Source organism: Kribbella sp. NPDC050241, assembly GCF_044459685.1.
Lineage (GTDB): Bacteria > Actinomycetota > Actinomycetes > Propionibacteriales > Kribbellaceae > Kribbella.
The window spans coordinates 1,073,060-1,097,314 of record NZ_JBITJE010000001.1 but is presented as its reverse complement, the minus strand read 5'-3'; the positions used below and the strand labels follow the sequence as shown (position 1 = coordinate 1,097,314).

26 protein-coding genes are annotated in these 24,255 nt (G+C 67.5%); 13 read left to right on the top strand and 13 right to left on the bottom strand.

Annotation, left to right across the window (positions count from 1 at the left end):
- Window positions 1-126 precede the first annotated feature (126 nt).
- From ACIBG5_RS05150 to ACIBG5_RS05110, 9 genes are read left to right on the top strand one after another with little or no spacing between them, the layout of a single operon-like run.
- Entirely contained in the window at window positions 127-1,146 is a 1,020-nt protein-coding gene (locus tag ACIBG5_RS05150) for an ABC transporter ATP-binding protein (protein ID WP_396390212.1), read from the top strand.
- 1 nt (window position 1,147) lies between these two features.
- The gene (locus ACIBG5_RS05145) at window positions 1,148-2,758 is read left to right on the top strand and encodes an ABC transporter substrate-binding protein (protein WP_396390211.1); all 1,611 of its coding nucleotides are present in this window, start codon (window positions 1,148-1,150) and stop codon (window positions 2,756-2,758) included.
- 3 nt (window positions 2,759-2,761) lie between these two features.
- Window positions 2,762-3,706, top strand: a complete 945-nt coding sequence (locus ACIBG5_RS05140; protein WP_396390210.1) for an ABC transporter permease — start codon at window positions 2,762-2,764, stop codon at window positions 3,704-3,706.
- Window positions 3,703-4,665 (top strand): ABC transporter permease, encoded by a 963-nt coding sequence (locus tag ACIBG5_RS05135; RefSeq protein ID WP_396390209.1) that lies wholly within the window; start codon window positions 3,703-3,705, stop codon window positions 4,663-4,665. Before ACIBG5_RS05140 ends, ACIBG5_RS05135 begins: the two co-directional genes overlap by 4 nt.
- A gap of 23 nt (window positions 4,666-4,688) precedes the next feature.
- On the top strand, window positions 4,689-5,684 hold the full coding sequence (locus ACIBG5_RS05130) for an ABC transporter ATP-binding protein (RefSeq protein WP_396390208.1): 996 nt from the start codon (window positions 4,689-4,691) through the stop codon (window positions 5,682-5,684).
- Window positions 5,685-5,888: a hypothetical protein gene (locus ACIBG5_RS05125; RefSeq protein ID WP_360446217.1), complete on the top strand. Its 204-nt coding sequence runs from the start codon at window positions 5,685-5,687 to the stop codon at window positions 5,886-5,888.
- On the top strand, window positions 5,888-7,282 hold the full coding sequence (locus ACIBG5_RS05120; RefSeq protein ID WP_396390207.1) for an amidase: 1,395 nt from the start codon (window positions 5,888-5,890) through the stop codon (window positions 7,280-7,282). Before ACIBG5_RS05125 ends, ACIBG5_RS05120 begins: the two co-directional genes overlap by 1 nt.
- A gap of 9 nt (window positions 7,283-7,291) precedes the next feature.
- A complete protein-coding gene (locus ACIBG5_RS05115) occupies window positions 7,292-7,474 on the top strand; it encodes a hypothetical protein (protein WP_396390206.1) in 183 nt (60 codons plus the stop codon).
- Window positions 7,471-8,892 (top strand): amidase, encoded by a 1,422-nt coding sequence (locus ACIBG5_RS05110; RefSeq protein ID WP_396390205.1) that lies wholly within the window; start codon window positions 7,471-7,473, stop codon window positions 8,890-8,892. The genes ACIBG5_RS05115 and ACIBG5_RS05110 overlap by 4 nt, the downstream gene beginning before the upstream one ends.
- Here the strand turns inward: ACIBG5_RS05110 and ACIBG5_RS05105 are convergent.
- Window positions 8,859-9,719: a GntR family transcriptional regulator gene (locus ACIBG5_RS05105; protein WP_396390204.1), complete on the bottom strand. Its 861-nt coding sequence runs from the start codon at window positions 9,717-9,719 to the stop codon at window positions 8,859-8,861. The genes ACIBG5_RS05110 and ACIBG5_RS05105 overlap by 34 nt on opposite strands.
- A gap of 196 nt (window positions 9,720-9,915) precedes the next feature.
- Window positions 9,916-11,895 (bottom strand): GAF domain-containing protein, encoded by a 1,980-nt coding sequence (locus ACIBG5_RS05100; protein ID WP_396390203.1) that lies wholly within the window; start codon window positions 11,893-11,895, stop codon window positions 9,916-9,918.
- Window positions 11,896-12,064: 169 nt separating this feature from the next.
- Here ACIBG5_RS05100 and ACIBG5_RS05095 point away from each other — a divergent pair, with 169 nt between their 5' ends.
- On the top strand, window positions 12,065-13,579 hold the full coding sequence (locus tag ACIBG5_RS05095; RefSeq protein WP_396390202.1) for an MFS transporter: 1,515 nt from the start codon (window positions 12,065-12,067) through the stop codon (window positions 13,577-13,579).
- 9 nt (window positions 13,580-13,588) lie between these two features.
- Here the strand turns inward: ACIBG5_RS05095 and ACIBG5_RS05090 are convergent, their stop codons facing one another.
- The 3 genes from ACIBG5_RS05090 to ACIBG5_RS05080 form a co-directional block, all read right to left on the bottom strand.
- On the bottom strand, window positions 13,589-14,464 hold the full coding sequence (locus ACIBG5_RS05090) for an NAD(P)-dependent oxidoreductase (RefSeq protein WP_396390201.1): 876 nt from the start codon (window positions 14,462-14,464) through the stop codon (window positions 13,589-13,591).
- Window positions 14,465-14,541: 77 nt separating this feature from the next.
- A complete protein-coding gene (locus ACIBG5_RS05085; RefSeq protein ID WP_396390200.1) occupies window positions 14,542-15,507 on the bottom strand; it encodes a hypothetical protein in 966 nt (321 codons plus the stop codon).
- A 125-nt stretch (window positions 15,508-15,632) separates the two neighbouring features.
- On the bottom strand, window positions 15,633-16,265 hold the full coding sequence (locus ACIBG5_RS05080) for a DedA family protein (RefSeq protein WP_396390199.1): 633 nt from the start codon (window positions 16,263-16,265) through the stop codon (window positions 15,633-15,635).
- 168 nt (window positions 16,266-16,433) lie between these two features.
- Here ACIBG5_RS05080 and ACIBG5_RS05075 point away from each other — a divergent pair, with 168 nt between their 5' ends.
- On the top strand, window positions 16,434-16,799 hold the full coding sequence (locus ACIBG5_RS05075; protein WP_360446233.1) for a response regulator: 366 nt from the start codon (window positions 16,434-16,436) through the stop codon (window positions 16,797-16,799).
- Window positions 16,800-16,810: 11 nt separating this feature from the next.
- Here ACIBG5_RS05075 and ACIBG5_RS05070 read toward each other — a convergent pair whose 3' ends face one another.
- The 4 genes from ACIBG5_RS05070 to ACIBG5_RS05055 all read right to left on the bottom strand — a co-directional run bounded on the left by ACIBG5_RS05070 (window position 16,811) and on the right by ACIBG5_RS05055 (window position 19,351).
- Window positions 16,811-17,545: a YoaK family protein gene (locus tag ACIBG5_RS05070; RefSeq protein WP_396390198.1), complete on the bottom strand. Its 735-nt coding sequence runs from the start codon at window positions 17,543-17,545 to the stop codon at window positions 16,811-16,813.
- Between the two features lie 7 nt (window positions 17,546-17,552).
- Entirely contained in the window at window positions 17,553-17,750 is a 198-nt protein-coding gene (locus ACIBG5_RS05065) for a hypothetical protein (RefSeq protein ID WP_396390197.1), read from the bottom strand.
- Window positions 17,751-17,864: 114 nt separating this feature from the next.
- On the bottom strand, window positions 17,865-18,485 hold the full coding sequence (locus ACIBG5_RS05060; protein ID WP_396390196.1) for a hypothetical protein: 621 nt from the start codon (window positions 18,483-18,485) through the stop codon (window positions 17,865-17,867).
- Between the two features lie 98 nt (window positions 18,486-18,583).
- Window positions 18,584-19,351, bottom strand: coding sequence for a response regulator (locus ACIBG5_RS05055; RefSeq protein ID WP_396390195.1), 768 nt, complete (start codon window positions 19,349-19,351; stop codon window positions 18,584-18,586).
- A 679-nt stretch (window positions 19,352-20,030) separates the two neighbouring features.
- On the opposite strand from ACIBG5_RS05055, the gene ACIBG5_RS05050 reads away from it, so the two are divergent.
- Window positions 20,031-20,621, top strand: coding sequence for a hypothetical protein (locus tag ACIBG5_RS05050; protein WP_396390194.1), 591 nt, complete (start codon window positions 20,031-20,033; stop codon window positions 20,619-20,621).
- Here the strand turns inward: ACIBG5_RS05050 and ACIBG5_RS05045 are convergent, their stop codons facing one another.
- Entirely contained in the window at window positions 20,622-21,392 is a 771-nt protein-coding gene (locus ACIBG5_RS05045) for an inositol monophosphatase family protein (RefSeq protein ID WP_396390193.1), read from the bottom strand. It lies immediately after the preceding gene.
- A 78-nt stretch (window positions 21,393-21,470) separates the two neighbouring features.
- Between ACIBG5_RS05045 and ACIBG5_RS05040 the strand changes: the two genes are divergently transcribed.
- A complete protein-coding gene (locus tag ACIBG5_RS05040) occupies window positions 21,471-22,400 on the top strand; it encodes an ROK family protein (protein WP_396390192.1) in 930 nt (309 codons plus the stop codon).
- A 276-nt stretch (window positions 22,401-22,676) separates the two neighbouring features.
- On the opposite strand, the gene ACIBG5_RS05035 is transcribed toward ACIBG5_RS05040, so the two are convergent.
- Genes ACIBG5_RS05035 through ACIBG5_RS05025 form a run of 3 tightly spaced genes read right to left on the bottom strand, consistent with a single transcriptional unit; the run spans window position 22,677 to window position 24,197 of the window.
- A complete protein-coding gene (locus ACIBG5_RS05035) occupies window positions 22,677-22,976 on the bottom strand; it encodes an AzlD domain-containing protein (protein ID WP_396390191.1) in 300 nt (99 codons plus the stop codon).
- A complete protein-coding gene (locus tag ACIBG5_RS05030) occupies window positions 22,936-23,646 on the bottom strand; it encodes an AzlC family ABC transporter permease (protein WP_396390190.1) in 711 nt (236 codons plus the stop codon). Before ACIBG5_RS05030 ends, ACIBG5_RS05035 begins: the two co-directional genes overlap by 41 nt.
- Window positions 23,643-24,197, bottom strand: coding sequence for a CGNR zinc finger domain-containing protein (locus ACIBG5_RS05025; RefSeq protein ID WP_396390189.1), 555 nt, complete (start codon window positions 24,195-24,197; stop codon window positions 23,643-23,645). Before ACIBG5_RS05025 ends, ACIBG5_RS05030 begins: the two co-directional genes overlap by 4 nt.
- Between the last annotated feature and the right edge of the window lie 58 nt (window positions 24,198-24,255).

Sequence of the window (24,255 nt, the reverse complement as noted above, 5' to 3'; positions counted from 1 at the left end):
CATCAGCGCCATAGTTTGAACCTGAAACTCCTTCTACGACAGGGCTTCGGGCCCCGTCCTCACTCCGCTGAATACGTGCCGGAGCCGGTCGAGAAATCCCCTGGAAGGAACACAACAATGTCAATGATGACCCAAACCCGACAGGTCGGGAAAACGACGCCGACGATCTCGCCCGCGTTACAGGTGCGTCACCTGGTCACCGAGTTCCGCAGCCGGTACGGCGCGGTCCGCGCGGTCGACGGGGTGTCGTTCACGGTGCCGCGCGGCCGAGTGCTGGCGGTGATCGGCGAGTCCGGCAGCGGCAAGAGCGCGATGCTGCGCTCGATCATCGGGATCAACCCGCCGACCACCCTGATCACAGGCGAGATCTCGGTCGGTGGCCGGGACCTGCAGACGATGTCACCTCGGGACCGCCGCACGGCCCGCGGCAGTGACGTGTCGATGGTGTTCCAGGATCCCCTGACCGCGCTGGACCCTGTCTACACGATCGAGAAGCAACTGGTCGAGGCGATCCGCAAGCACCACGAGGGTCTGGGCAGGTCCGAGGCCCGGTTGCGGGCCCTCGAGTTGCTCGAGCTCGTCCAGATCCCGTCGGCCGCCACCCGGCTGAAGGCGTACCCGTCGGAGCTGAGTGGCGGCATGAGGCAACGAGTGGTGATCGCGATGGCGATCGCCGGCCGGCCGACGGTGCTGCTCGCCGACGAGCCGACTACCGCGCTCGATGTCACGGTGCAGGCCCGGATGATGCGACTGTTACGGCAGATCCAGCGCGACATCGACATGGGTCTGGTCATCGTCACGCACGACCTCGGCGTCGCGGCCGAGCTCGCCGACGAGGTGGCGGTGATGTACGCCGGCCGGTTCGTCGAGCACGGCTCCGCCGTCCAGGTGCTCACGGCACCATCGCATCCGTACACCGAAGGCCTGATCGAGGCGAACGTCCGGGCCGGGCAGGATCGTCGGCCCAACGCGATCCCGGGGGCGCCGCCGAGCCTCGACCAACTGCCACCCGGCTGCGCCTTCGCGCCCCGCTGCGGCTACGCAGTCGGCGCCTGCTGGGAGAGCCGGCCGACGGCCAAGACAGTGAACGACGGCCACTCGAGCAGCTGCCTGCTCGTCCACGGCGAGACCGCACTGGCGTCCTGACATGCATCTCCGCCCACGCATCAGACACGCCCTCCTCGCGCTGCTGCTCGTCGTACTGGCCGGGTGTACGGCGGCAGCCGCGAGCGGACCGCCGCCGGCCGGTGGTGAGCTCCGGATCGCCATGTCCGCGGGCAACATCCCGTTCCCGTCCACCCCGCCGAACGAGGGGTACGAGGGGTACCGGTTCGTCGGCAACAACATCTACGACGGCCTGACCCGGCTGAATCTGAACCAGTCGGCCGCCTTGCCGACTCCCCAGCCGTCACTGGCCGAGTCCTGGACGCCGTCGAAGGACCTGACGACCTGGACCTTCAAGCTCCGTCAGGGCGTCCACTTCCACGACGGTACGACGTTCGACGCGGACGCGGTGATCTTCCAGTTCGATCGGCTGCGCACCAAGACCTCCCAGTACTACGACACGAAGTCCGCAGCCAGTGCGGCCGCGTCGTTCAGGTACTTCAAGTCCTGGCGCAAGGTGGACGCCCGGACCGTCCAGATCACCACCACCAAGCCCTACGCGTGGCTGCCGTGGGATCTCGCCGCCATCTTCTTCCCCAGCCCGGCGGTGGTGAAGAAGTACGGGAACAACGACTACAACAAGCATGCCTCCGGCACCGGTCCGTTCCGGATGACGAAGTACGTCGACGGCGAGGAGATGGAGCTCACCCGCAACGACGACTACTGGCGTGGCCCCGTCAAGCTCGGCCGGATCGTGCTCTATCCGCAGCCCGAACCCGCCTCACGACTGTCGATGCTGCAATCCGGTGAGGTCGACTGGGCAGAGGTCCCGTCACCCGACTCGGTCCAGCAGTTACGCAACGAGGGCTACCAGATCGAGATGGGCAAGTACCCGCACGGGATCATGCCGCGGTTCAACCTGTTCCGGGCGCCCTTCAAGGACAACCTCGAGCTGCGCCAGGCACTGAACTACGCCCTCGACCGCCAAGGCACCGCCGCCTTGCTGAACAACGTCGGCTATCCCGCGACCGAGTACGTGTACGACGGCAACCCGTCGTACACGAAGAAGACGCAGGGTTACAGCTACGACGTGGAGAAGGCGAAGCGGCTGCTCGCCGACGCGGGCTATCAGCCCGGTCAGCTGACGATCACGATGGCCTATCCGACCGGTGGCTCCGGGAATATGTATCCGGACACCATGATGCAGAAGCTGCAGGCCGACTTCGCCGCGATCGGGGTCCGCACGAATCTGCGGCCGCTGGAGTGGAACACGATCATCTCGATCGGTCTGGACGGCCTGAACGCCAAGCAGTGGAGCGATATCGACATCCTCTGGGCCTCCCCCGCCGCCGGGATGATGCCGACCGGCTACAGCGCCACCTACTTCTGCAACCGCCCCGGCGGACTGCCGAACGCCACCGGCCTGTGCGACCCCGCGATCGACGCCGCTCTCACCGCGGCCAGTCAGCAGCCCGACGTCGCGGCGCAGTACCGGTATCTGCAGCAGATGATGGATGTCGCGCTGAAGAACGCGTACTTCCTCTTCTGGATGCACGACCTCAACCTGCGGGTGCTGAGCCCGAAAGTGCACGGCTACGTCCAGCCCCAGTCGTGGTGGGTGGACTTCACCCAGATCTCGGTCGAGGAGGACTGACCCATGCTGCGTGTCGTGGTACTTCGGATCGGGATGGCGGTGCCGATCCTGTTCGGCGTCTCCGTCATCGTGTTCCTGCTGATGAACGTGCTGCCCGGGTCGGCGGAGGCCTCGCTGGTCAGCGACGACATGTCTGCCGCCGAGCGGCAGGCGATCCGCGACGAGCTCGGGCTCAACGACCCGCTGCCATTGCGGTACCTGCACTGGCTGGGTGACGCGCTCCAGGGCAATCTCGGGTACTCGGCCCAGCGCCGCCGCGACGTCACCGACCTGCTCATGCAGGCGTGGGGCAATACGGCCGTCCTGGCAGTCGTCTCCGCCGTGTTCGGGATCAGCCTGGGCCTCTGGCTCGGGTACGTCGCCGGGACACGTCGCGGCTCGTTGATCGACCGGATCACCGGCGTACTCAGCCTGTCCGGCTTGAGTATCCCGTCGTTCTTCCTGGCGATCATCCTGCTCGCGGTGTTCGCCGGCGGGCTGCGGCTGCTGCCGTCAGGTGGTGCGAACCTCGACTCGGGACTGCTGATGGCACTGCGAAGTCTGGTGCTGCCCGTGCTGTCCGGATCACTGATCACCATGGCGATCACGGCGCGGGTGACCCGCGCGAGCATCGTCGACGTGGCCGGGGCGGACTTCGTGGAGACGCTGCGGGCCAAGGGACTGAGCGAGCGGGAGGTCCGGCAGCACATTCTGCGGAACGCGATCTCGCCAGTGCTGACCACCTCCGGCGTCCAGATCGGCGCCCTGCTCGGCGGTTCGGTGCTGGTGGAGACGATCTTCCGCTGGCCGGGGATGGGTCTGCTGGTGTTCACCGCGATCTCGGCCCGGGACCTGCTGGTGGTCCAGGGCGCCACGTTGGTCATCGCGGTCACCTTCGTGCTGGTCAACCTGGTCGTCGACCTGCTGCAGGCCTGGATCGACCCACGGGTGAGAGGAGCGGTCGCATGAGCGAGACAGTGGTTCCGACCCTGCTCGACAAGAGCTTCGGCGCGAGTACGACGGATGCCGACCGCGCGGAGGCCGCGCGCCGCCGCGACGAGTGGAACGCGGCCCGGACCAGCGAACGACCGACATCCTTCTGGCGAGCGACGCTGCGCCGGTTCGTCGCCAACAAGGTCGGAGTGGTTGCCGCGGTCATCGTTCTGCTGTTGGTGCTCGGGGCAATCTTCGCCCCACTGCTCACCAGCGCGGACCCCTTGCTCGGCAAGCCGCTCGACCGGCTGCAGAACCTCGGCTCGCCGGGTCACCTCCTCGGCACCGACGAGCAGGGCCGCGACATGCTCGCCCGAGTCCTGTACGGCGGCCGCCTGTCACTGCTCGCGGGATTCGTACCGACGCTCGGCGCGTCCCTGATCGGTACGGCGATCGGCGTCACCGCCGGCATCGTGCGTGGCGCGGTCGGGACGGTCCTGATGCGGGCGATGGACATGCTGTACGCGTTCCCGGCGATCCTGCTCGCGATCGCGGTCGGCGCCTCGCTCGGTCCGGGCCTGACCAACACGATCATCGCGGTCACGATCGTGTTCATCCCACCGGTCGCCCGGGTCGCCGAGTCCGCGACCCGCCGGGTCGTCGTCCAGGAGTTCGTCGAGGCGGCCCGGCTGAGCGGCGCGAGCCGGCTGCGGGTCGCCCGCACCCAGGTGCTGCCGAACGTGCTGAACGACGTGATCGTCTACTCCTCCGGCCTGGTCGGCGTGGCGATGATCATCGCGGCCAGCCTGAGCTTCCTCGGCCTCGGCTCGGCGCCGCCGGCGCCCGAGTGGGGCTACATGCTGAACAGCCTGCGTGGCATGGTGAGCGTCGCCCCGCTGGTCGCGATCGTGCCCGGTTTCTTCATCTTCCTCACCTCGGTGGCCTTCAACCTGGCCAGCGACGCGCTGCGGGAAGCCATGGACAGCCGGCTCTGAACCGGTGCGGAAGGAGAACCCCGATGGAGTTGCTCGAACTGATCGGCGTCTCGAAACAGTTCCACGTCCGGGCCGGCGGCCGCCGGGCCAGGCTGTCCGCGGTCGACCAGGTCTCGCTGACGGTCCGGCCGGGGACGACGCTCGGCATCGTCGGCGAGTCCGGATGCGGAAAGTCCACCCTGGCCCGGGTGATCGTCGGCCTGCACCTGGCCGACGACGGCGAGATGATCTTCGACGGCAAACAGGTGCTGACCGGCAAACGCCGTACGCCGGCCGAGCTGCAGCGGATGCAGATGGTCTTCCAGGACCCGTCGTCGGCGCTCAATCCGCGTGCCACGATCAGTGAGTCGATCGGGTTCCCGCTGCAGGTCCAGGGCGTGCCGAAGACGGTGATCGCGGAGCAGGTCGAGAAGGTGATGCGGGACGTCGGTCTGCCCGCGGCGTACGCGTCGCACTATCCGCACCAGCTCAGTGGTGGGCAGCGCCAACGAGTCAACATCGCGCGGGCGCTGGCCCTGCAACCGAAGCTGGTCGTCCTGGACGAGGCGGTCTCGGCGCTCGACAAATCGATCCAGGCACAGGTGCTCAACCTGCTCAGCGACCTGCAGGAGGAGTACGGGCTGACCTACGTCTTCATCAGTCACGACCTCAATGTCGTGCGCTACATCAGCGACGACGTCGCGGTGATGTATCTCGGCCAGGTGGTCGAGAGCGGTGATGCGCAGGAGCTCTACGACAACCCCAAGCACCCCTACACCCAACTGCTGCTGTCCTCGGTCCCGACACTCGACCCGACCCAGAGCACGCGCGACGAACCGGTCGACAGCGCCGACAGCACTGAGATCCCCAGTCCGATCGATCCACCGAGCGGCTGCCGGTTCCGTACCCGGTGTCCGTTCGCGATGGATGTCTGCGCACAGGTCGCACCGCCGAGGGTCGCCGTCACCGAGGGCCGCACGGTCGCCTGCCACCTGTACGCCGACTCCGCAGTACCACTCCCCCACCCGCAGGAGGTTTGAATGTCCACACCCGCAGAGGTCGTCCCCGCGATCCTGGCCGCGGCCCAGCTCACCGTCTCCGAGAGCGAGCTGGCCACGTTCATCCGGGACTACCCGCTGATGCGACAGGCGGCCGACGCGCTGTACCGGCCCGAGTTCGACCCCGACGAGCCGGCGATCCGCTTCGACCCGCTCGACTTCTACTCCGCCGGAAAGGACGCCTGATGACCACCATCAAGGACGCAGCGGCCGCCTTGCGTGACGGCAGCCTCACCTCTACCGCACTGACCCAGCAGATCCTGGACCGCGCCGTCGCCCTCAACCCCGCTCTTGGCGCGTACGTCGAGATCACCGCGGACGCGGCCCTCGAGCAAGCAGGCGCGGCCGACACGGCCCTGGCCGCCGGGGACGATCGCGGTCCGTTGCAGGGCATCCCGCTCGCGATCAAAGACATCATCGCGATGAAGGGCGCACCCACCACCGCCAACAGCCATGTGCTCGCCGAGGACTGGGGAGCCGGGACGGACGCACCGGTCGTCGCCCGGCTCCGTGATGCCGGCGCAGTCTTCGTGGGCAAGTCGACCACCAGCGAGTTCGCCTGCGGGTTGCCCGACGCAACGAAACGCTTCCTGGTCCCGCACAATCCCTGGAACGTCGACCACACGCCGGCCGGGTCCAGCTCCGGCACCGGCATCGCCGTCGCGGCCGGTCTCGCCCTTGGCGGGCTCGGCACGGACACGGGCGGTTCGGTCCGCAGCCCAGCTGCCGTGAACGGCCACACCGGCCTGAAGGTGACCTTCGGCCGGGTGCCGAAGAGCGGGGTCGTCCCGCTCGGTTTCAGCCTGGACAGCATCGGCCCGATGGCACGCAGCGCCTGGGACTGCGCGGCGCTGCTCGAGGTGATGGCGGGATACGACCCGACTGATCCCAACTCCGCGCAGCAGCCGGTCCCGGCGTACACGCAACTGCTGGACGGTTCAGTGGACGGGTTGCGGATCGCGCTGCCGATGCCGTACTTCTTCGACCACGAGCAGCTGGATCCGGAGATGCACGACGCTGTGCTCACGGCCGTGAAGCAGCTGGTCGGGCTCGGTGCGTCCTCGACCGAGCTGGACCTCCCGTACGCGGCCGAGGCCAAGGACGCGAACCACATCATCATGGTCTCAGAGGCGTACGCCTACCACCGCAACGATCTCGTCAGCCGCTGGAACGACTACGGCGTCCACACCCGGCCGACGCTCGCCCGCGGAGCCTTCTACACCGCCGGTGACGTCGCCCAGGCGCAGCGGTTCCGCCGGTTCTTCTCCCGTCAGGTCGCGGAGCTGTTCACGAGCTACGACGTGATCATCACGCCGTCCGCGCCGGTACCGGCTGAGCCTGCCGCCGGACTGTCACCGAGCAAGCGCCTGCTGACCCCCAGCTACACCGGCCAGTGGAATCTCACCGGCCTGCCGGCGGTCGCCGTACCAGCCGGATTCTCCAGCAGCGGGCTGCCGCTGTCGATGCAGATCGTCGGCAAACCGTTCGCCGAGGCCACCGTGCTGAAGGTCGCCGACGCACTGCAACGCGTCAGCGACTGGCACCTCGCCGTACCGCCGGTCGACGCCCTCGCCGCCTGAAAGGACACCATGAGTAACGAATCAGAACCTCTCGCGACCGTGCTCGCGCTCGCCGGAGTAGAGCCGGCCGAAGCCGAACTGGTGCCGATGGCAACGGCTTTCGGCACCGCCCGGGAGAACGCCGCGCTGGTGTACTCCGTCACCGCCGCCCGTTACGAGGAACCGGGCCTGATCTTCTCCGCGCGGCCATGACCGCGCGGACGATCTCCGCTGCGCTCGCATCGCTGCGATCCGGCGAGGTCACCGCGTCCGGCCTGGTGGACGAGGCGATCACGGCTGCGGATGCCCATGACGGCGAGCTCGGCATCTACCTGGCCCGGTTCGACGAGCCGGCGCGGGAAGCCGCCGCCGCGGCTGACGAGATCTATGCGGCCGGTGATCCGGCCGGTCCCCTGCTCGGCATCCCGCTGGGCATCAAGGACATCATCACCACGGTCGAGGGACCGACCACCGCCCAAAGCCTCGTCCACGACCCGGCCTGGGGCGACCAGCTCGACGCTCCGGTGGTGGGCCGGCTCCGCGCCGCGGGCGGCATCATCAGCGGCAAGACGACCACCATGGAATTCGCGACCGGCGTGCCCGATCCGTCCAAGCCGTTCCCGATCCCCCGCAACCCGTGGAATCCCGATCACTGGACAGGCGGGTCCAGCTCCGGGACCGGCAACGGTATGGCGGCCGGGGCGTTCCTCGGTGGGCTGGGCACGGACACCGGTGGCAGCATCCGGATCCCGGCCGCGTTCTGCGGGATCTCCGGGCTCAAGGCCACCTTCGGACGCGTGCCGAAGTCGGGGTGCGTCCCGCTCGGCTACAGCCTCGACAACATCGGCCCGATGGCCCGCTCGGCCCGTGACTGCGCGATCATGCTGACCGTCCTGGCCGGGTGCGACGCGAGTGACCCGTGTTCGGTGGACGAGCCGGTGCCGGACTACGAGAACGCGTTGACGGGTGACCTGGGTGGGCTGCGGATCGGCGTCGACCCACTCGCGGAGTACCGCCGGGCAGACCAGGATCCGCGGCTCGGCGAGCTCCTCGAGGCGGCTCTCGCCGTACTGACTGCGCGCGGTGCCACCGTCGTACCGGTGCGGCTGCCGTACTACCGGGAGCTGACCGCGGCCACCGGAATCACGTCGCGGAGCGAGGCGTTCGCGTACCACGCACCCGATCTGCGCACCCGGTGGTCCGACTACTTCGCGGCCACTCGGCAGGGCGTCGGCATCGCGGCCGCGTACACAGGTGCCGACTACGTCCAGGCCCAGCGGGTACGACGGGTCGGTCAACGGGAGTTGGCGTCATTGTTCACCGAGGTCGACCTGATCGTCACTCCGACCGCGAGCGTCGAGGCCTTCACGATCGACGGGCTGAGCAGCCTCGCGACCGAACGCTTCCGTGCGATGCACACCTCCTATTGGAATGCGGTCGGCAACCCGGCCCTGTCGATACCGATGGGGCTCGGCGTACGAGGTCTCCCACTCGGGTTACAGCTCGTCGGAAGACCGTTCGACGAGGCGCTCGTACTGCGAGCCGGCGACGCCTACCAGCAGGCCACGGACTGGCACTTGCGGCAGCCCGCGCTCGCTCAGACCTCGGCCGTCCCTGTGGCTGTGGCCTGAGGCAACGGCATCGAGGGCGCCCCGCTCGGCGGCGTCCTCGATACCGGCCCGCGCATCACGGTGGCGAACACCAGCCGGTCGGAGCGCGCATGCGACACGCTGTACTCCAACGGGTGACCGTCCAGCGCCCGCACCACCCGGCTGGTGTCGAGCAGGGCGAACCCGACGTCGACCCGCAGCGCCTCCGCGCTGATCGGGTCCGCGCTCGAGCAGCCGATCTGCAACTCGGTATCACCGACCGGCTCATGCAGTACGTCGGCGATCAGCTCGTACGGCGATCGGTTCAGGCTCGCGAAGGAGCCCGTCAGCAGCACGGCGAACGGATCGGCCGGCATGAACGCGGACCGGATGCTGAGTGGAAATCCGTCGAGCGACGTGACCGACTCCAGGATGACCACCTCTGCTCCGACCGGAAGCTCCAGCCGCTCGGCGATGAACGCGGGCGCCTGATGCAGGCTGGCGTACGTCGTCCGGATCGCCACCCGCGTCCCCTGAGTGTTGACATCCTGCGCGAGATCCTGCGACACCTCGATGCCGTGCTGCAACGCGCTCGGGGTCAACGCGAACGTGCCGGCGCCGCGAACTCGCTCGACGAGTCCCTGCTCAGCCAGGATCGCCAGTACGTCTCGGATGATGCTGCGACTGACGCCGTACTTGCGGATCAGAGCGTCTTCGGCAGGTAGCGGCGCTTCGGCCCAGTCGCCGCTGAGCAGTTCGGTACGGAGAAGATCGCAGACCCACTGGACCGTGCGCGAGCGTCCCGGACCGCGCCGGGAGCCACGGTGGTGGTCTGAACCGTGCTGCCACTGTCGGGAGAGGTGTTCCACCGGATCTCCTCCGACCGCCGGACGACGAGATTGCCGTTACGCTACGTCCGCTGGACGACCTGCCAAAGCGATAACTCCGTGGCCTGGGTCACAGCCCGCGTCCTTCTGGTTCATCAAGAGCGGGGACGAGCTCACGCACCGCTGGCCGGGCACAGGCGTCGTCCCGGCCGACGCAGCCGGCGGGCGTTTCGTTGGGCTAGGCACCGTCCAAGGGGAGCGAGACATGGATCGCCGTACCGTGTCCGACCGGGCTGATGACGAGGATCGACCCGCCCAGAGACTCGACTCTGTCCTGCAGTCCGACCAGACCTGATCCACCGCGTGGTTCGGCACCGCCCGCGCCGTCATCCCGGACGGACAGCCGCAGTGCGTCGTCCCGTTCCTCGAGAGAGACCTCGGCGCGCGATGCGCGGGCGTGCTTGGCCATGTTGGTGAGAGCCTCGGACACGACGTAGTACGTCGCTACCTCCAGCGGCGGCGGGTACCGGGACTGGGTCTCGACCATCAGGTCGACCGGGACAGTCGAGCGACGGACCAGCGTCCGCAAGGCCGGGCCGAGGCCACTTTCGACCAGGACCGCCGGGTGGATGCCCCGGGCTAGCTCGCGCAGCTCGTCCACCACCTCGGTGAGGTCGTGGGCGGTCTGGCCGATGTCGGTCCGCAGCCTCGGCAGGTACGCCGGTACGCCGCTCTGGGCGACGCGTAGTTCTAGCGCAAGCGATACCAGCCGTTGCTGGGCTCCGTCGTGCAGGTCCCGCTCCAGCCGGCGCCGCATCTCGTCCCCGGCGGCGACCACCCGCGCGCGGGACGCCGTGAGCTGTGCCCGGCTCTCCGCGTTCGCGATGGCGGTGGCGACGATCTCGGTGAACTCGACCATCCGCTGCTCGGCGGCCGGGTGGAAAGGGTGACCTCGCGATGCGATGGTGATGCCACCCCAGCAGAGCCCCTCGACGACGATCGGGCTGGCCACCGCCGACCGGACGTCCCATTCCTGAACGAATTCGGGGAGGCGCCCGCGCATCTCGTCGTCCAGGTCGTACCGAGCCGACTCGCCCGTCGCCTGCACTGTTCCGATCGCAGACCGCGACTCCAGCGTCCGGCGCTCGCCGACCCGGATGGCGTCCTCGCGCAAGCCACGGCTTCCCATCAGCGTCGCCGTTCCGTCGGCCTCGAACCGGAAGATCGCGGTGAGGTCGGCGCCGGTCAGCCGGCCGAGCTCCTCGGCCACCGTGGCGAACACGAGTCTGCGTTCCGCCCCGCGCGCGACCAGCGTCGCCACCCGCCGCAGTGCGGCCTGCTCGTCGGCCATCCGGCGCAGCTCGGCCCGTGCTTCCGCGTTCTCGATGGCGGTGGCGACCAACTCGGTGAAGCTTGCGATCTGTGACTCCGTGTTCGCCGCGAAGGGCTCATCGCTCTTCGTCGAGGCGGCGATCACCCCCCACACCTCGCCGGCCACCAGGATCGGGCAGCCGACGGATGAGCGGATCCCCAGCGCCTGGGCTTCCTCGGCGATCGCTCCGGTAGCGCCCACGAAGCTGTCGAGCCGGACCGGCCGACCGGTCTGCCGCACCTCGCTGGCCACGCTCAGTCCGTCCAACTCGATCCGTGTGCCGACAGTGAGGCGGGCGGGCACCCTGGTCCAGGCGGCGACACCGGTCACGGTCCCGTCTGCCTCGTAGCGCTCCATCCGGGCCAGATCGGCCCCGCACAACAGCCCGACCTCGCGGGTGACAGCCTCGAACACCGCCGCGGGCGACTCCGACTCCGCAACCAGGGTCGCGACCCGCCGCAACGCCGACTGCTCCTCGGTCAGGCGCACCGACTCCACCGCCGCCCGCCGCGACCGCGCTGCCAGCTCGGACACCACGAACGAGGTCACCAGGAACACCCCGAGCACCACCAGGTTCCGGGAGTCGGCGAGCCAGACCGAACCCTCAGGCGGCAGAAGAAAGGCGAACGCCACGACGCTGAGGACCGACGTGACCGCCGCCAGCCGCGCTCCCCACACCACCGCCATCGGCAGGACGGCGAGCAGGTACAACACCAGCAGGCTCAGCACCGGGACGTACGGCTTGAGCAGCGCGACCACACCGGTCACCACCGCTACCAGGGCCACGCTGGCCAACAGCCCGCGCAACCAGCGGGCGCTGGCTGGATTCAGCCGGCTCCGTGCCATCATCGCTTCCCTCGGACACGCCGACGGACCAGCTCGCCGCAGGCGCCCGCGGCAGACCGCCGAACCTGGCTCTCGATTGTGCCACCAGCTAGCAGGGGGTGCGGAGCCCCTCCTGACCAGCACCGGGAATGGCCGCTGGCGGCGATGCCCGGCAACTATCAGTCGGCCGATGCTGGTGGTCGTGGACAACGACCGGATGAGCGCCACGGGCGCAACGGCAGCACCTCCCGCGACCGGCCATCCGCTGCGCTGGCGGACCTTGGCGGTGACCCAGCTCGCTGCGTTCATGGCGCTACTCGACGTCAGCATCGTCAACGTGGCGCTGCCGTCCATCGAGCGAGTGCTCGCAGTGCCGGCCGGAACCGCGCAGTGGGTGGTGTCCGGATACGCGCTCAGCTTCGGGCTGGCGCTTGTACCGGCCGGCCGGCTCGGCGACGCGCTGGGCCGGCGCCGGATGTTCCTGATCGCCCTGACCGCGTTCGTGCTGACCAGCGCTCTCACGGGTGCGGCGCCGACCATCGGTCTGCTGATCGCCGCACGGCTGCTGCAAGGCGTCGCCGGCGGCATACTCGTACCGCAGAACTCCGGCTTGATCCAGGAACTCTTCCAGGGAGCCGAACGAGGCAGGGCGTTCGGCATCCTCGGTGCCACGATCGGAGTGGCCACCGCGGCAGGTCCCGTGGCCGGAGGTCTGATCATCACGCTGATCTCTGGACCGGATGCCTGGCGCTGGGTCTTCTACGTCAACGTGCCGATCGGTGTGGTCGCCCTGCTGCTGGCCGCGCGCTGGGTTCCGGCCCGTTCGGGAGCCCGCCGCGGCAGGCCCCACCTGGACCTGACCGGGTCGCTGCTTCTCGGCGTCGGCGTGCTCTGCCTGCTGCTCCCGGCGGTCGAGGCCGAGAGCCACGGTCTGGGAGGCGACTGGTGGCTGTTCGTGGTCGCCGCGTTGCTGCTCACTTTCTTTGCCAGGTGGGAGCTACGTACCGCACGCAGGGGCCGCGAGCCGGTACTCGACCCACGGCTGGCACACACCTCCGGCTTTCCCGCCGGCTCGATCATCGGCATGGTCTACTTCATCGGCTTCACCGGCATCTGGCTGGTGCTCGCGTTGTTCTACCAGGACGGATACGGCTTCTCACCGCTGCGCTCCGGGCTGGCAGTGACACCGTTCGCGATCGGGGCCGCGGTGTCGGCGGCTGTCGCGGGGCGCCTGGTCTCGAGGTTCGGTCGGGTGCTGACCGTGACCGGCCTGACCGCGACGATCGCCGGACTGGTGACTACCGCGCTTCTGCTGCGCCACGTCGGTGGCGACACCGCGGCGTGGGCGACCGCCGGGCCCTTGCTGGTAGCCGGACTGGGCGGCGGCATGGTCACCTCACCCAACATCACGCTGTCCTTGCAGCACGTCCCGGTACGGATGGCCGGCGCGGCGGGTGGCGCCCTGCAGACCGCTCAGCGGATCGGCTCGGCGATCGGCACCGCCGTACTGGCGACAATCTTCTACCACGTCCTGATGAGCTCCGACCATGACTACCCACCGGCGGTCTCCGACGCGCTGCTGAGCGCCTCCGCGCTGATGCTCGTGGCCTTGCTGATCGCCGTCGTCGACCTCGTCCGGCACCGGCGACCTGACCGCGGCGCGGGACCCACGGTTACCGCCACCGAGCGCTCATCGCGAGCATGAGGCCCATGGTCACTCCGGACGTCGTCCCCCATCCGAAGTGATCGTGGGGATCACCGCCGAATAGTCGAGGTCGCCCGCGCCGGCCGCGGCGGCCTCCTCGAGCCAGTCACGTGACGCCGCCGCCACCTCCAGCCGCCGGCCGAACTGGTCGGCGATCTCAGTGACCAGGTTGAGATCCTTGAGGGCCAGGCTGAGCTTGAAGCTGGCAGGGTAGTTGCCGGATTCCACATTGGCGCGTTTGGCCTCGACGGTGCCCGCGATCGGAGTGTCAGTCAGTACGTCGAGTACGACGGAACGATCCAGGCCGAAGTCGTCGCCGAGGGCAAGGGCTTCGCCGAAGGCGGCGATCGCCGCGCCGAGCGTGGAGTTCACGACGACTTTGGTGGCCGCACCCGCTCCGAGCCCGCCGACGTGGTGCAGCGTGCCGAGTGGCGTGAGGATCGGCTCCACGCGCTGGAAGTCGGCCGGATCCGCGCCGACGTAGATGGCCAGCCGGCCGGTCGTGGCCTGGGGAACGCTGCCCCGTACCGGTGCGTCGACCATGGCGACGCCATCTGGGAGCCGGGATGCGACCGAGCGCACCGCGTCCGGACCCACGGTCGACATGTCAATGAGCAACTGCCCCGGTGCCAGCGCGGCGGCGACGCCGTCCTCGCCGAACACCACCTGCTCGAGCGCTTCCGCGTTGGTCACCATGGTGATCGCGGCATCGACACCCGCGATCGCCTCCATCGGCGTGGATGCGGCGGCAGCGCCGCGGTCGGTCAGCGGTTTGGTCTTCTCAGCGGTCCTGTTCCATACCGTCACGTCGTGACCGGCCTCGAGCAACCGAGTGGCCATGGGTGTGCCCATCAGGCCGAGACCGATGAATGCCAGCTTTGCCATTGTGTGTTCCTCTCACATGCCTTCCGGGTGCGCACGCGCACCGCGGAAGGGCGGTTGATCTCAAAACGGAGTACCGGTTAGCGGGTGGGTGTGATCACCGCGTAGACGTGGTGGAAGCCGATCACGTCGATCTTGCCGTCGAGGAAGCTCTGCGCGCTGATCCGATCCACCGTCGCGTAGCCGGGTTCGTAGAAGAGCAGGTCAGAACCTTCGCGGCCGATCAGCAGGATGTAGTGCCGTGGGATCCAGTCACCGATCAGCACCGGCACCGGCTGATGACTGCCGGCAGCTTTGACCGCATCCTCCAGCGCCGGCTTGCCACCAGTCCCGGTGACCAATCGCGACTTGTACCGCGTTCCCAGCGCGTCAGCATGCCGGTTCAGCTCGGTACTCACTCCGGCCGGTGTCGAGCCCAGCCGCTTCGGCCAGAAGCGGTTGGTCGCATCGTGGATCCGATGTTCCTCGGCCGTCAGCCGCGCCTGGAAATGCTCCGCGCTCGCATCGGATCGATCGGTGCTGTCGCCGGTCGTGAGGTACAGCGCGTACAGCGGATCTGCCATCGCCCGCGCCATCAGGATCGTCATCGACCCGCAGCTTGTGTTGTCGGTCTGTTGCACCGGAGAGAAGCGGTACGCCACCCATCCCGGTCCGTCCGGATCGATCAGGCTGAGGTGTCTGCGCAGCCATTCGGGTTTCTTACCTCGAATCAGCCGCGCGAACGTGACGATGTCGTCGGCGTTGTGCCCGGCCGCCAATGCCTGAAGGAGATACGGCCGCTCCGCGGAGCCGGCCGCGCCCAGCGTCGCGTCCACCCGGGCCTGATCACCGGGTGACGCGTCGGCCAGCGTCTTCGCCACCCGCGCGGCCGACGAGGCCACGGTCGGCGGATCGCAGTCGGGCTGCACGTGCGGACCGATTCCGTACCCGGTCAAGGACAGGAGCAGCGTCGATACAACCGCCGGCCGGCGCACGAAGGCGGTCCAGCGCCGTACCGTTCGAGCAGGCCTGAACGCCTTGGCCCACAACCTCGATCGGGTTGCCACGATCAATCCCTTCCGACCACTCCCGGGGTGTTTCCGACCTCCCCTCCACGGTGTCGCCAGAACGCCCGGAAGTCGTCAGGGTGAGCGGCCATTCGCCATACCGGCTGGCGGTAAACCTGCGGTCGTCAACGAACCCGGCGGCGCTTCCTCCGGATGCGGACGACGAGGACGGCCGCGGCCAGGGCGATCAGCACCAGTGGCACATAGGTCAGAGCGTGGGCAAGCGTTGCCAGCGAGGCAGCAAAGGCGTAGCCGAGCAATACGCAGCCCGCGCCCCAGACCAGGGCGCCGACAGCGTTCCACGGCAGGAAAGTGTGCAGGTACGGCATCTGGGCCATGCCGGCCATACCCGGTGTCAGCGCTCGCAGGCCCGCGGTGAATCGGCCGAGCAGCACCGCGCGTCCGCCGTACCGCCGCAGGAAGTCGTCAGTACGCCGCCACCGATCGTCACCGACCCGGCGACCCAATCGCGATGAGCGCAGCCTCGGCCCGAGTCGGCGACCGACCTCGTACCCCACGCTGTCGCCGAGGGCGGCCGAACCGACCGCGACCGCCACCATAGGCCACAGGGCGATCCAGCCCTGGCGGGCAGCGAATCCGGCCACCACCAAGGCCGTCTCGCCGGGGAGGACCAGCCCGGCCATGACCGCGGCCTCGGCACAGGCGAGACCGCCGGCGATGACGTAGAACCACGCCCCGAGCTGTCCACCGAGCTGCTGCAGGAATCCGAGCATCGTCAGGTCGTCCGCAGCCGACACCGGTTGATCGAGTGCTTCACGTCACCCACGGTGCCAGCCGGCCCGCTCCTCTTCGATACCGCCAGCACGGGGCACTGGGTACCTGCCAGCAGGATTCCCGCAGCCTGGTGACACCAAGGTCCAGCTAGCCGGATTGTCCGACGAGCGGACGGTTGACATGCTGATGCCATGGAGTTGCGCTGCTTGATCGTCGATGACAGCCCTCACTTCCTGTCGGCTGCTCGCGGTCTACTGGAGCGTGAGGGCATGGTGGTGACTGTTGCCTCGAACGGGAACGATGCCGTTCGCCGCGCCACGGAACTCGGACCGGACGTCACGCTGGTCGACATCGACCTCGGCGGGGAGAGCGGCTTCGACGTCGTACGCCGGTTGATCCGTGAGACCGACCTGGCGCCGTCCACTGTGATCCTGGTCTCCACCCACGCCGAGGAGGACTACACGGAGCTGATCTCGGCGAGCCCGGTCGCCGGCTTCCTGCCCAAGACCAGACTGTCCGCTCTCGCTATCCGCGACGTGCTGGGGCTCCCGGCCTGACGGCGACGGCACTACGGGGCTTGAGTCCAGGGCGCGCGGGAACGGGCGAGCCGACGGGCGGTGATGCAGGCGACCGCGAGCAGCACGGTAGCGATCAAGAGCGGTGCCGCGTGCCGGCCGCTGTGCAGGAGAAGTGCGCCGATGAGGCCGCCGAGGAACATGGCCGCGGCGGACAACAGACGCCGGCCCGCCCTGGACCCGGGGCCGCCGGCCAGCCGGCTGTCGGCCGCCGTACCGGTGATGGTCAGCGTCAGCACGGTGGTCGTGAGATCGGGGACTGCCAGCGACCGGGCCGTGGCGTTCTGCACGCCGAGTCCGAGCCCGAGCAGGACGAGGAGCGGATAGCGGGTGCCGTCCTGTCCGGGCGTGCCGGACAGCTCGGCGACGACGAACGCCGCGCCGACGAGGAGAACCTCCACGACCAGTGCGCGGTAGAGAATGCCGGCTCGGTGCGCCTCGCCCCGGCGAATGACCCGCCCGCCAAGCAACGCTCCCCCGGCGAAGGCAGCCAGTGCCACGACCGTGGCGACGAGCGAGAACCCGCCGACTCCGGCGATCGCGAACCCGCCGAACACCACGTTCCCGGTCATGTTGGCGACGAAGACATGACCAAGGGACAGATAGCTGAAGGCGTCCACCAGACCCGTGACCACCGTGAGCACGAGCATCAGTGGTTGCAACGGCCCGTGGCGATCGTTGCGATCCGGTACGACGGTACGCCACGCCTCCCGCAGAGCGACGGTCACGCGACCCTCACTGGGCGCCGCCCCGGAGGGCCGCGACCAATCCCATCGCCGACAGCTCGATCTCGGCCAGTTCGACGTACAACTTGCGGACCTCGTCCGCACCCCAGTTCGGCGAACTGAACTGGTGATGCGTGATCGCCGTCATCATCAGAAATCGAGCCTGGGTGGAATTGAAAGCACCGCCCAGCCAGTCTGCACGTTCCATGTCCGCTTACCTCGCAACCGTGTTGCTGTCATTCCGGGAGCAACCTCGCTACGACCAACGATGATGCGAACCGGGCTGCCTGTCGTCCGGGCAGGCGTCCACACCACGTACCGGCTAGCGGGAATCTCGGCCGTCGTCGCCGGCCAGGAACCGGCTGGGATCGCCGGCGGCGCTGGCGTTCTTGCCCAGCCAGGCGTTGAGTCCGCGGGGGTCGCGACGTTCGAGTTCGTCCAGATAGTGCTGTCTGGCTTCGACAATGCGCAGGCGAGCGGCCGCCGTGGTCGCGGCCCGCAGGGCGTCGTAGCTGTCCTGCCATCGTGTGCACAGCTCGGCCGTGGTGAGCGCACCGTTGTAGAGCCTGCCGGGGACGTGCCCCAGCCGGCGGCCGAACCAGCGCATCGCGGGTGGTGACGTGACACCGAGAATCACCACCAAAGATGGACCTGCAGGACCTAGGAGGACGACATAGCCCGCGCACGCGACGACGGCTGCAATCACTGTGGCGGCGACGACAGCTGCTTTCCACGCTCTGGCGGGGACACTGGCATCCGCCGTCTTCGACCAGGCATTGGCCCCCACGGCCGATCCGATCAGGGAGGCGACGAAGAACAGCGGGAACACCAGATCGGTCGGCACGAAGAACAGTCCTGCCAGCAGGCCCAGTACGCCGACCAGGCCGTACAAGCCGCTCCACACGAGCCTGTAGGCCTTCAGCCAGTTCGTACGGCGCCTCATCTCAAGTCCTCTCTGAATCTCATCGTCCGACGCGGATGATGGAGCGGCAGACCCGGCGCCGAGGATGGGTGAGTACTCGAGACGCCGGGTCCGCCGGTCTAGTGGGTCCGCTCCCCAACCGCCAGCGGCACGGACGCGGCCTTCAGCCGGTAACCCAGACCGCGGGCGGTGACCACGTGCTGAGGGTTCGCCGGGTCGCGCTCGACCTTCAGTCGGAGCCGGCGGACGTGCACGTCGACGATCCGGCTGTCGCCGAAGTAGCCGTATCCCCAGACCTTGGAGAGCAGGTGTTCCCGGCTGCAGATCGCGCCTTCCGCACCGGCCAACTCGGCCAGCAGCTTGAACTCGGTCCTGGTCAGCGGCAACGGCAAGCCGTCCCGCGTCGCCTCCAGGCAGGCGACATCGATCAGCAGATCGCCGACCGTGAACTGTTGCGACTGCGGCGGCGAGGCGGGCTCGATCCGGCGCATCACCGCGCGGATCCGGGCCGACAGCTCCTTGGCTACCAGGGGTTTCGTGACGTAGTCGTCCGCACCCGACTCCAGGCCGGCGACCACGTCGTGGCTGTCGGTCCGGGCCGTCACCATGATCACCGGGACGTCGCTGTTCCGGCGGATCTCCCGGCAGACACCGAACCCGTGCCGGTCCGGAAGCATCAGTTCGAGCAGGACGACGTCCGGCGGCTCGCGACGCAGCGCCGCCAGCGCCTCAGCCCCATTGGTGGCTTCGAGAACCTGGTATCCCTCGTCCTCCAGGGCGAGCCGCAGACGTCGCCTGATCCGCGGATCGTCGTCCACCAGCAGCACCCTCCGGGCCGGCATCGAGCCATGCCCGCCGGCGGCCGCAGTCCGGGTGTCGCTGATCATCGCCAGTCGTCCTCTCCATCACACGGCCGGAGCGGGACCGCCTCACCTTCGAAACGGTCTTTCAGCTCATGAAGGCTGCAGAGTGATCGCACCATCGCAGCATCGCGCGGCACGGATGGTCCTGTCGTCGAAGTGAGCACCCAACCACCGAGCCTGCTGGCGGGAGTCCCGCCCCACCCGCTACCTGCAATCGCCGAGGCGCGGAAACTACCTACGGCAGCCAGGTAACAGCCCCAGGTTGCCGCCCGATATAGCCGAGGGGCCAATCGCACCAGGTGCATCGACGAGCGGCCCGTCACAGTGGTACCGCGATGCGAGTCCGAGCATGGGATAACGGCGCACAGCACTCATCTGGAGCGCGGTACGACCTCAAGTGCGCGGCCAGGGTCGCGACAACACTTGTGGGCGGAGGGGTCAGAGATATGGGGGGACGTTCGTTGGTTGGGATCTCGAGGAACATGGTGCGGAGGGCGCTGGACTCGCAGGAGTGGCCGCGATATGCGCCCGCGCCAAAGGTCAACCCCGGGCGCGCCGCAATGTGTCGTGTCGAGCATCAACATCTGCACCCGCGATGGATGATGGAACCAGTTCGATCCTCAACGCCGCCCAAGCGCCGACAACTGCGACCGGGCGAGGTTGCGGCGAGACCGCCCAGCAGTACGGAAAGGGACTTCGTAGCATGACTGAGAGTCTTGGTCGATTCGTATCAAACGTCATCGAATTCGTGATCTCCGGCGTTCTCTTTCTCGCAACCCTGGCCGTATTGTTCCAACTGTCGTTTCCTGGCGACTCCCACACGGCATGGGAAAGGTTCGAGCAGCTTTCGTCGAAGACTTCTTCGGACACGCTACTGTTTGCGATGGGCGTTGCGTTTGCCTATGCCGCCGGTGCATTCGCCGAGAATCTCGCCCGATGGTTGTTCGAGTGGCGACTCAATCAGATCAAGGTGCAGCGAAGCTCAGATCAAGACGAGTACGGCAACATGCGTTTCGCTATCATGGCTCGCCATCCTGAGCTGTATCTGGAGATCGAGTTCCAGCTTAAGAGGATGCGGACTGAGAGAGTTCTCGCTCTCTGCCTCGCACTTCTCCTCCCCGCCGCAGCCAGCCGCCTAATCGTCGATCCGAGATGGTTCTGGGTCATTTGCTTCGTCATGCTGATCGGCGGCCTCCTGGCGCTCCTCACCCAGATCAATGAACGCTTCCACAGGTACTGTCGCGCCATCGAGCGTGCCTACCACGAGTCAACCAAGGTGCCGCAGGTTCCCTGACTACTCATCCCATTGGTTGGCTATCTCCACCAACTGCTGGTGAGCGGCCCCGTTCGACAGGATCACGCCAGCCATCGTGCTGTCGAACACGAGTGGCGACCCAGCCAAGTCACTAGCACGGCCGCCGGCCTCGACGACGATCAGGGCACTTGACGCCACATCATGAAAATCTGCATGACTCTTGATCGTCCCGACGCCCTTGCCGCGCGCCACCATCATCGCTTTGTATCCACTTCCTGCTACCGACTGGGTAGCGGCCCCGAATTTTTGCAAGGCGGGTACAAACGGCCGAGAAGTCGTCCCCAAGAGGACCAGACCCTCGCTGAGATCCTGACCACTGACCCGAAGTGGGGCACCGTTCAAGAACGCCCCGCCACCGCGAACAGCCTGGTACAGGGAATCGGAGAAGGGGTCATACACCACAGCCATGTTCAACAACCCGCCCTGCTGCAGCGCGAGCATAAAAACGCTGTTGGGGATGCCCAGCAGGTAGGTCCTCGTCCCGTCCAAAGGGTCGCAGATCCACGTCGACGACTCTGCTCCGGTGCCGGAGTTCAGCTCCTCACCCAGCAATCCGTGGTCAGGATACGCATGCAACAACTCCGATTTCACCATCCGATTGATGCGCTCGTCTACTTCAGTAACTGGCGATCCGTCTTGTTTGGTGGTCACCTTGACATCGCTACGGAATCCTTCGAGCATTAATCGTCCAGCCTTCAGGGCAACGCCTCTCGCGAAGGCTGAATACTCTCGGGCGCGATCTCCATCCATGCAGTCATGCTACAGCACTTCAACGGACGCCTCTGTCGTACATAAACTCGATTGCTCGACCCACAGGCAGCGGAGCACATGAGCACTTACATTGGAATCGACCTCGGTAAGACCAGATTGCGGATAGGCATTTTTGAGTTCGACCTTGCGACCACCGAAGTCCTCTCGATACGACGCAGACCCGCCATCTCGACGCCACTTGTTGATGTGGAGTCTCTGACCGACGCTTGCATCGCCGGCATCAGGGCGGCCATCGCATCGGTGACCTCAGTGGACGCGGTCGGGATCGGAGCATTCGGCGTGGTCGATCCCGCTTCCGGGTCCGTGCTGAAAGGAGGATCGGTAGAGTTCTGGAACGGTGTGCCACTGGCAAGCATCATCGCCAGCGGCAGCGGCATCCCGTGCTATCTCATCGGTGATGTCGCCGCCGCGGCGTTCGGCCATGCCACACAACTGCACGATCCCACTGACTGTTTCAGTCTCGTCCAGATCGGCACCAGCGTAGGAGTCGGCGCATGTGGCGGCCATCTGAACTACTCGCCGGACGCTCCGAACTTTGGCCAGATATCGCGACTATCGGCGCCGAGCGGCGCAGCATGGGGAGACACGCTGGGCGGGAAGGGGTTTCGACTGACGGCCTCACGATCGTTCGGGAGGCCAGTTCAACCACGCGAGGTCTTCCACATGGCTAGCCACGGAGACGGCCGCGCCCTAACGCTGGTCGAGGAGTATGTCGGCGCGCTAGGCGACCTGTGCGCGCTACTGGCCGTCATGCATTCCCCTCGCCGCATCCTTGTCGCCGGAGGAATGGTGAACGCGCTGCGGCCGTTAGAGACCCAACTCCAAGACAGTTATAGATCGAGAACCGCGTCCCTGTGGTCGGCGCCTGCTCTCGAACTGAGAAGCGACAAAGGAATGGGTGAGATCGGCGCTGCCCGATGGGCGATGAAGCAACACACGGCCCGCGGCCCGAGAGGTTCAGACGCGGGGCCTGGCTTGGCTCTATGACAATGCAACTGGTCGACAACTGCCTCACGCCGCGTCGGACCCGAGATGATCCGCATCCCCGATATCGATCGCGCGATCACCAGGCGTTGTACCTCCAAATTGGTGTAGATCTTGCGGGTACAAGCGTGGGCAGATCGGTCACCAATCAGAGGCTCACCAGCTCCGTAGACGTGGAAGGACCCGACCCAGCAGCCCGAGTCTGCGGTCGCCTTGGCTATCAAGCGGCCAGGGCAGTGCGGGGGCAGGCAGTCGCACAATCGGCGCCTGCGCGGGCTTCTAGGGCGACGCGAGGCGGATGAGGGCCGTGGTGGCGACGCCCGCGGCGGCTGCCGGCAGCATCGGCACCCTCAGGAGATTGAGGATGCCGGCAACGCCTACTCCGATCAGTTGGGTCCAGTCGATCGTGCGGCCGCCGAGGTCAGTGACGATCAGTCCTGCGAGCAACGCCGGAGCAGTCAGCTTGGTGACACTGATCAGTGCCGGCGGGAGATCTCGCTTCCCGAGCACCAGTGGGCCTGCGGCCTTCATCAACCAGTTAGCGGCGCTGACCGCCAGTACGCACAGCCACAGCTTCATGAGGCCTCCTTCGTCGTAGCCCGATCAGGGTGGCCGCAGCGGCGCCGAGCAACGCATAGCTGGGACCGGTGACGAACAACAGCCCGGCGGCGATCACCGCGCCGAGCAGGCAGGCAGCGACCGCGCGGCGGGATCGGCGTACTTCGTCGATCAGCAAGACGATGAAGAACGCCGGGAACGCCACGTCGAGGCCGAGCCTGTGCATGAGATCCGGCGATGGAGCGGCCAGCACCCCGACGGCGGTGCCTCCGGTCCAGCAGATCCATTGGGGGACGCTGACTCCGATCATCCGCCAAACGTCGTACCGTCCGTCCTCGTCGTGCGCGGCCAGGAACGACGCGTCGACGATCGCTTGTGCCTGGAGCATGCGCGCCAGCCGGCCTCCGCGCAGGCTCGGCGCAATCGCCACGCTCATCACCAGGTATCGCACGTTGATCACCATGGCCGCGACGATCGCCGCCAGCACCGTTGCGCCGGACAACGAACTGAGCAACGTGAACTGTGCCGAGCCGCTGAACGCGAACGCGGAGAAGGCCACCGGCACCACGGTCCCCCAGCCTCGTGCCCGCGCTTCGGCACCGAAGTTCAGTGCCAGTACGCAGGTCGCGAGCGCCGGTCCGATGCCGAGACGAAGCCCTCGGGCGAACGACTGCCGACCAGACTCCGTCATGCTGTCGATTCGTCTCGGGCTCGCTGGTAATGCCGGCGAGCGCGAGCCCGGTTGCCGCAGTCGGCCGAACTGCACCACCGGCGTGAGCCGTTCTTGCTCCGGTCCAGGAACAGCCAGCCACAGCCGTCATCTCCGCACTGGCGCAACCGGCCCAGGTCTTCGTCCTCGAACAGCCGCCAGACTGCCAGTCGGACGACGCCACCCGGATCGTCGGCCCGCCACCCGAACGGACCCACCTCGACGGATGCCGACCGGACCACCTCGGAAACGAGGCCGTGCAGAGCGTCGATTGCGGCGCGGGCCGGCCGGTCCCCGATGGCGAGGCTTGCGAGGACGTCGTACGCGATGTCCCGCGCAGCCACCAGGTCGTCGCGCAACCGTCGCGTCACCACTCCGCCATCCGTGATCACGCCGGCGGCAAGCAGCCACCGCTCCACATTCGACAGCTCGGTGAACCGATCGACCGTCCGCCCAGGATCGAGACGCCACGCCACAGTGTTCACAAGGTCGAGCGCAAGATGCCCGCCAATCAACTCCGCCCGATACGTCACCCAAACCACCTCCGCACCTAACCCTAACAGCCAATATCACTTTTGCCTGTTAGAGAGG

Bases quoted from the DNA above. Each gene is read 5' to 3' on its own strand.
- ACIBG5_RS05045 (WP_396390193.1), bottom strand. From the start codon at position 21,392: ATGGATGGAGATCGCGCCCGAGAGTATTCAGCCTTCGCGAGAGGCGTT.
- ACIBG5_RS05035 (WP_396390191.1), bottom strand. From the start codon at position 22,976: ATGAAGCTGTGGCTGTGCGTACTGGCGGTCAGCGCCGCTAACTGGTTG.
- ACIBG5_RS05040 (WP_396390192.1), top strand. From the start codon at position 21,471: ATGAGCACTTACATTGGAATCGACCTCGGTAAGACCAGATTGCGGATA.
- ACIBG5_RS05150 (WP_396390212.1), top strand. From the start codon at position 127: ATGACCCAAACCCGACAGGTCGGGAAAACGACGCCGACGATCTCGCCC.
- ACIBG5_RS05130 (WP_396390208.1), top strand. From the start codon at position 4,689: ATGGAGTTGCTCGAACTGATCGGCGTCTCGAAACAGTTCCACGTCCGG.
- ACIBG5_RS05115 (WP_396390206.1), top strand. From the start codon at position 7,292: ATGAGTAACGAATCAGAACCTCTCGCGACCGTGCTCGCGCTCGCCGGA.
- ACIBG5_RS05075 (WP_360446233.1), top strand. From the start codon at position 16,434: ATGGAGTTGCGCTGCTTGATCGTCGATGACAGCCCTCACTTCCTGTCG.
- ACIBG5_RS05030 (WP_396390190.1), bottom strand. From the start codon at position 23,646: ATGACGGAGTCTGGTCGGCAGTCGTTCGCCCGAGGGCTTCGTCTCGGC.
- ACIBG5_RS05050 (WP_396390194.1), top strand. From the start codon at position 20,031: ATGACTGAGAGTCTTGGTCGATTCGTATCAAACGTCATCGAATTCGTG.
- ACIBG5_RS05140 (WP_396390210.1), top strand. From the start codon at position 2,762: ATGCTGCGTGTCGTGGTACTTCGGATCGGGATGGCGGTGCCGATCCTG.
- ACIBG5_RS05145 (WP_396390211.1), top strand. From the start codon at position 1,148: ATGCATCTCCGCCCACGCATCAGACACGCCCTCCTCGCGCTGCTGCTC.
- ACIBG5_RS05120 (WP_396390207.1), top strand. From the start codon at position 5,888: ATGACCACCATCAAGGACGCAGCGGCCGCCTTGCGTGACGGCAGCCTC.
- ACIBG5_RS05095 (WP_396390202.1), top strand. From the start codon at position 12,065: ATGCTGGTGGTCGTGGACAACGACCGGATGAGCGCCACGGGCGCAACG.
- ACIBG5_RS05100 (WP_396390203.1), bottom strand. From the start codon at position 11,895: ATGGCACGGAGCCGGCTGAATCCAGCCAGCGCCCGCTGGTTGCGCGGG.
- ACIBG5_RS05110 (WP_396390205.1), top strand. From the start codon at position 7,471: ATGACCGCGCGGACGATCTCCGCTGCGCTCGCATCGCTGCGATCCGGC.
- ACIBG5_RS05055 (WP_396390195.1), bottom strand. From the start codon at position 19,351: ATGATCAGCGACACCCGGACTGCGGCCGCCGGCGGGCATGGCTCGATG.
- ACIBG5_RS05135 (WP_396390209.1), top strand. From the start codon at position 3,703: ATGAGCGAGACAGTGGTTCCGACCCTGCTCGACAAGAGCTTCGGCGCG.
- ACIBG5_RS05065 (WP_396390197.1), bottom strand. From the start codon at position 17,750: ATGGAACGTGCAGACTGGCTGGGCGGTGCTTTCAATTCCACCCAGGCT.
- ACIBG5_RS05125 (WP_360446217.1), top strand. From the start codon at position 5,685: ATGTCCACACCCGCAGAGGTCGTCCCCGCGATCCTGGCCGCGGCCCAG.
- ACIBG5_RS05060 (WP_396390196.1), bottom strand. From the start codon at position 18,485: ATGAGGCGCCGTACGAACTGGCTGAAGGCCTACAGGCTCGTGTGGAGC.
- ACIBG5_RS05090 (WP_396390201.1), bottom strand. From the start codon at position 14,464: ATGGCAAAGCTGGCATTCATCGGTCTCGGCCTGATGGGCACACCCATG.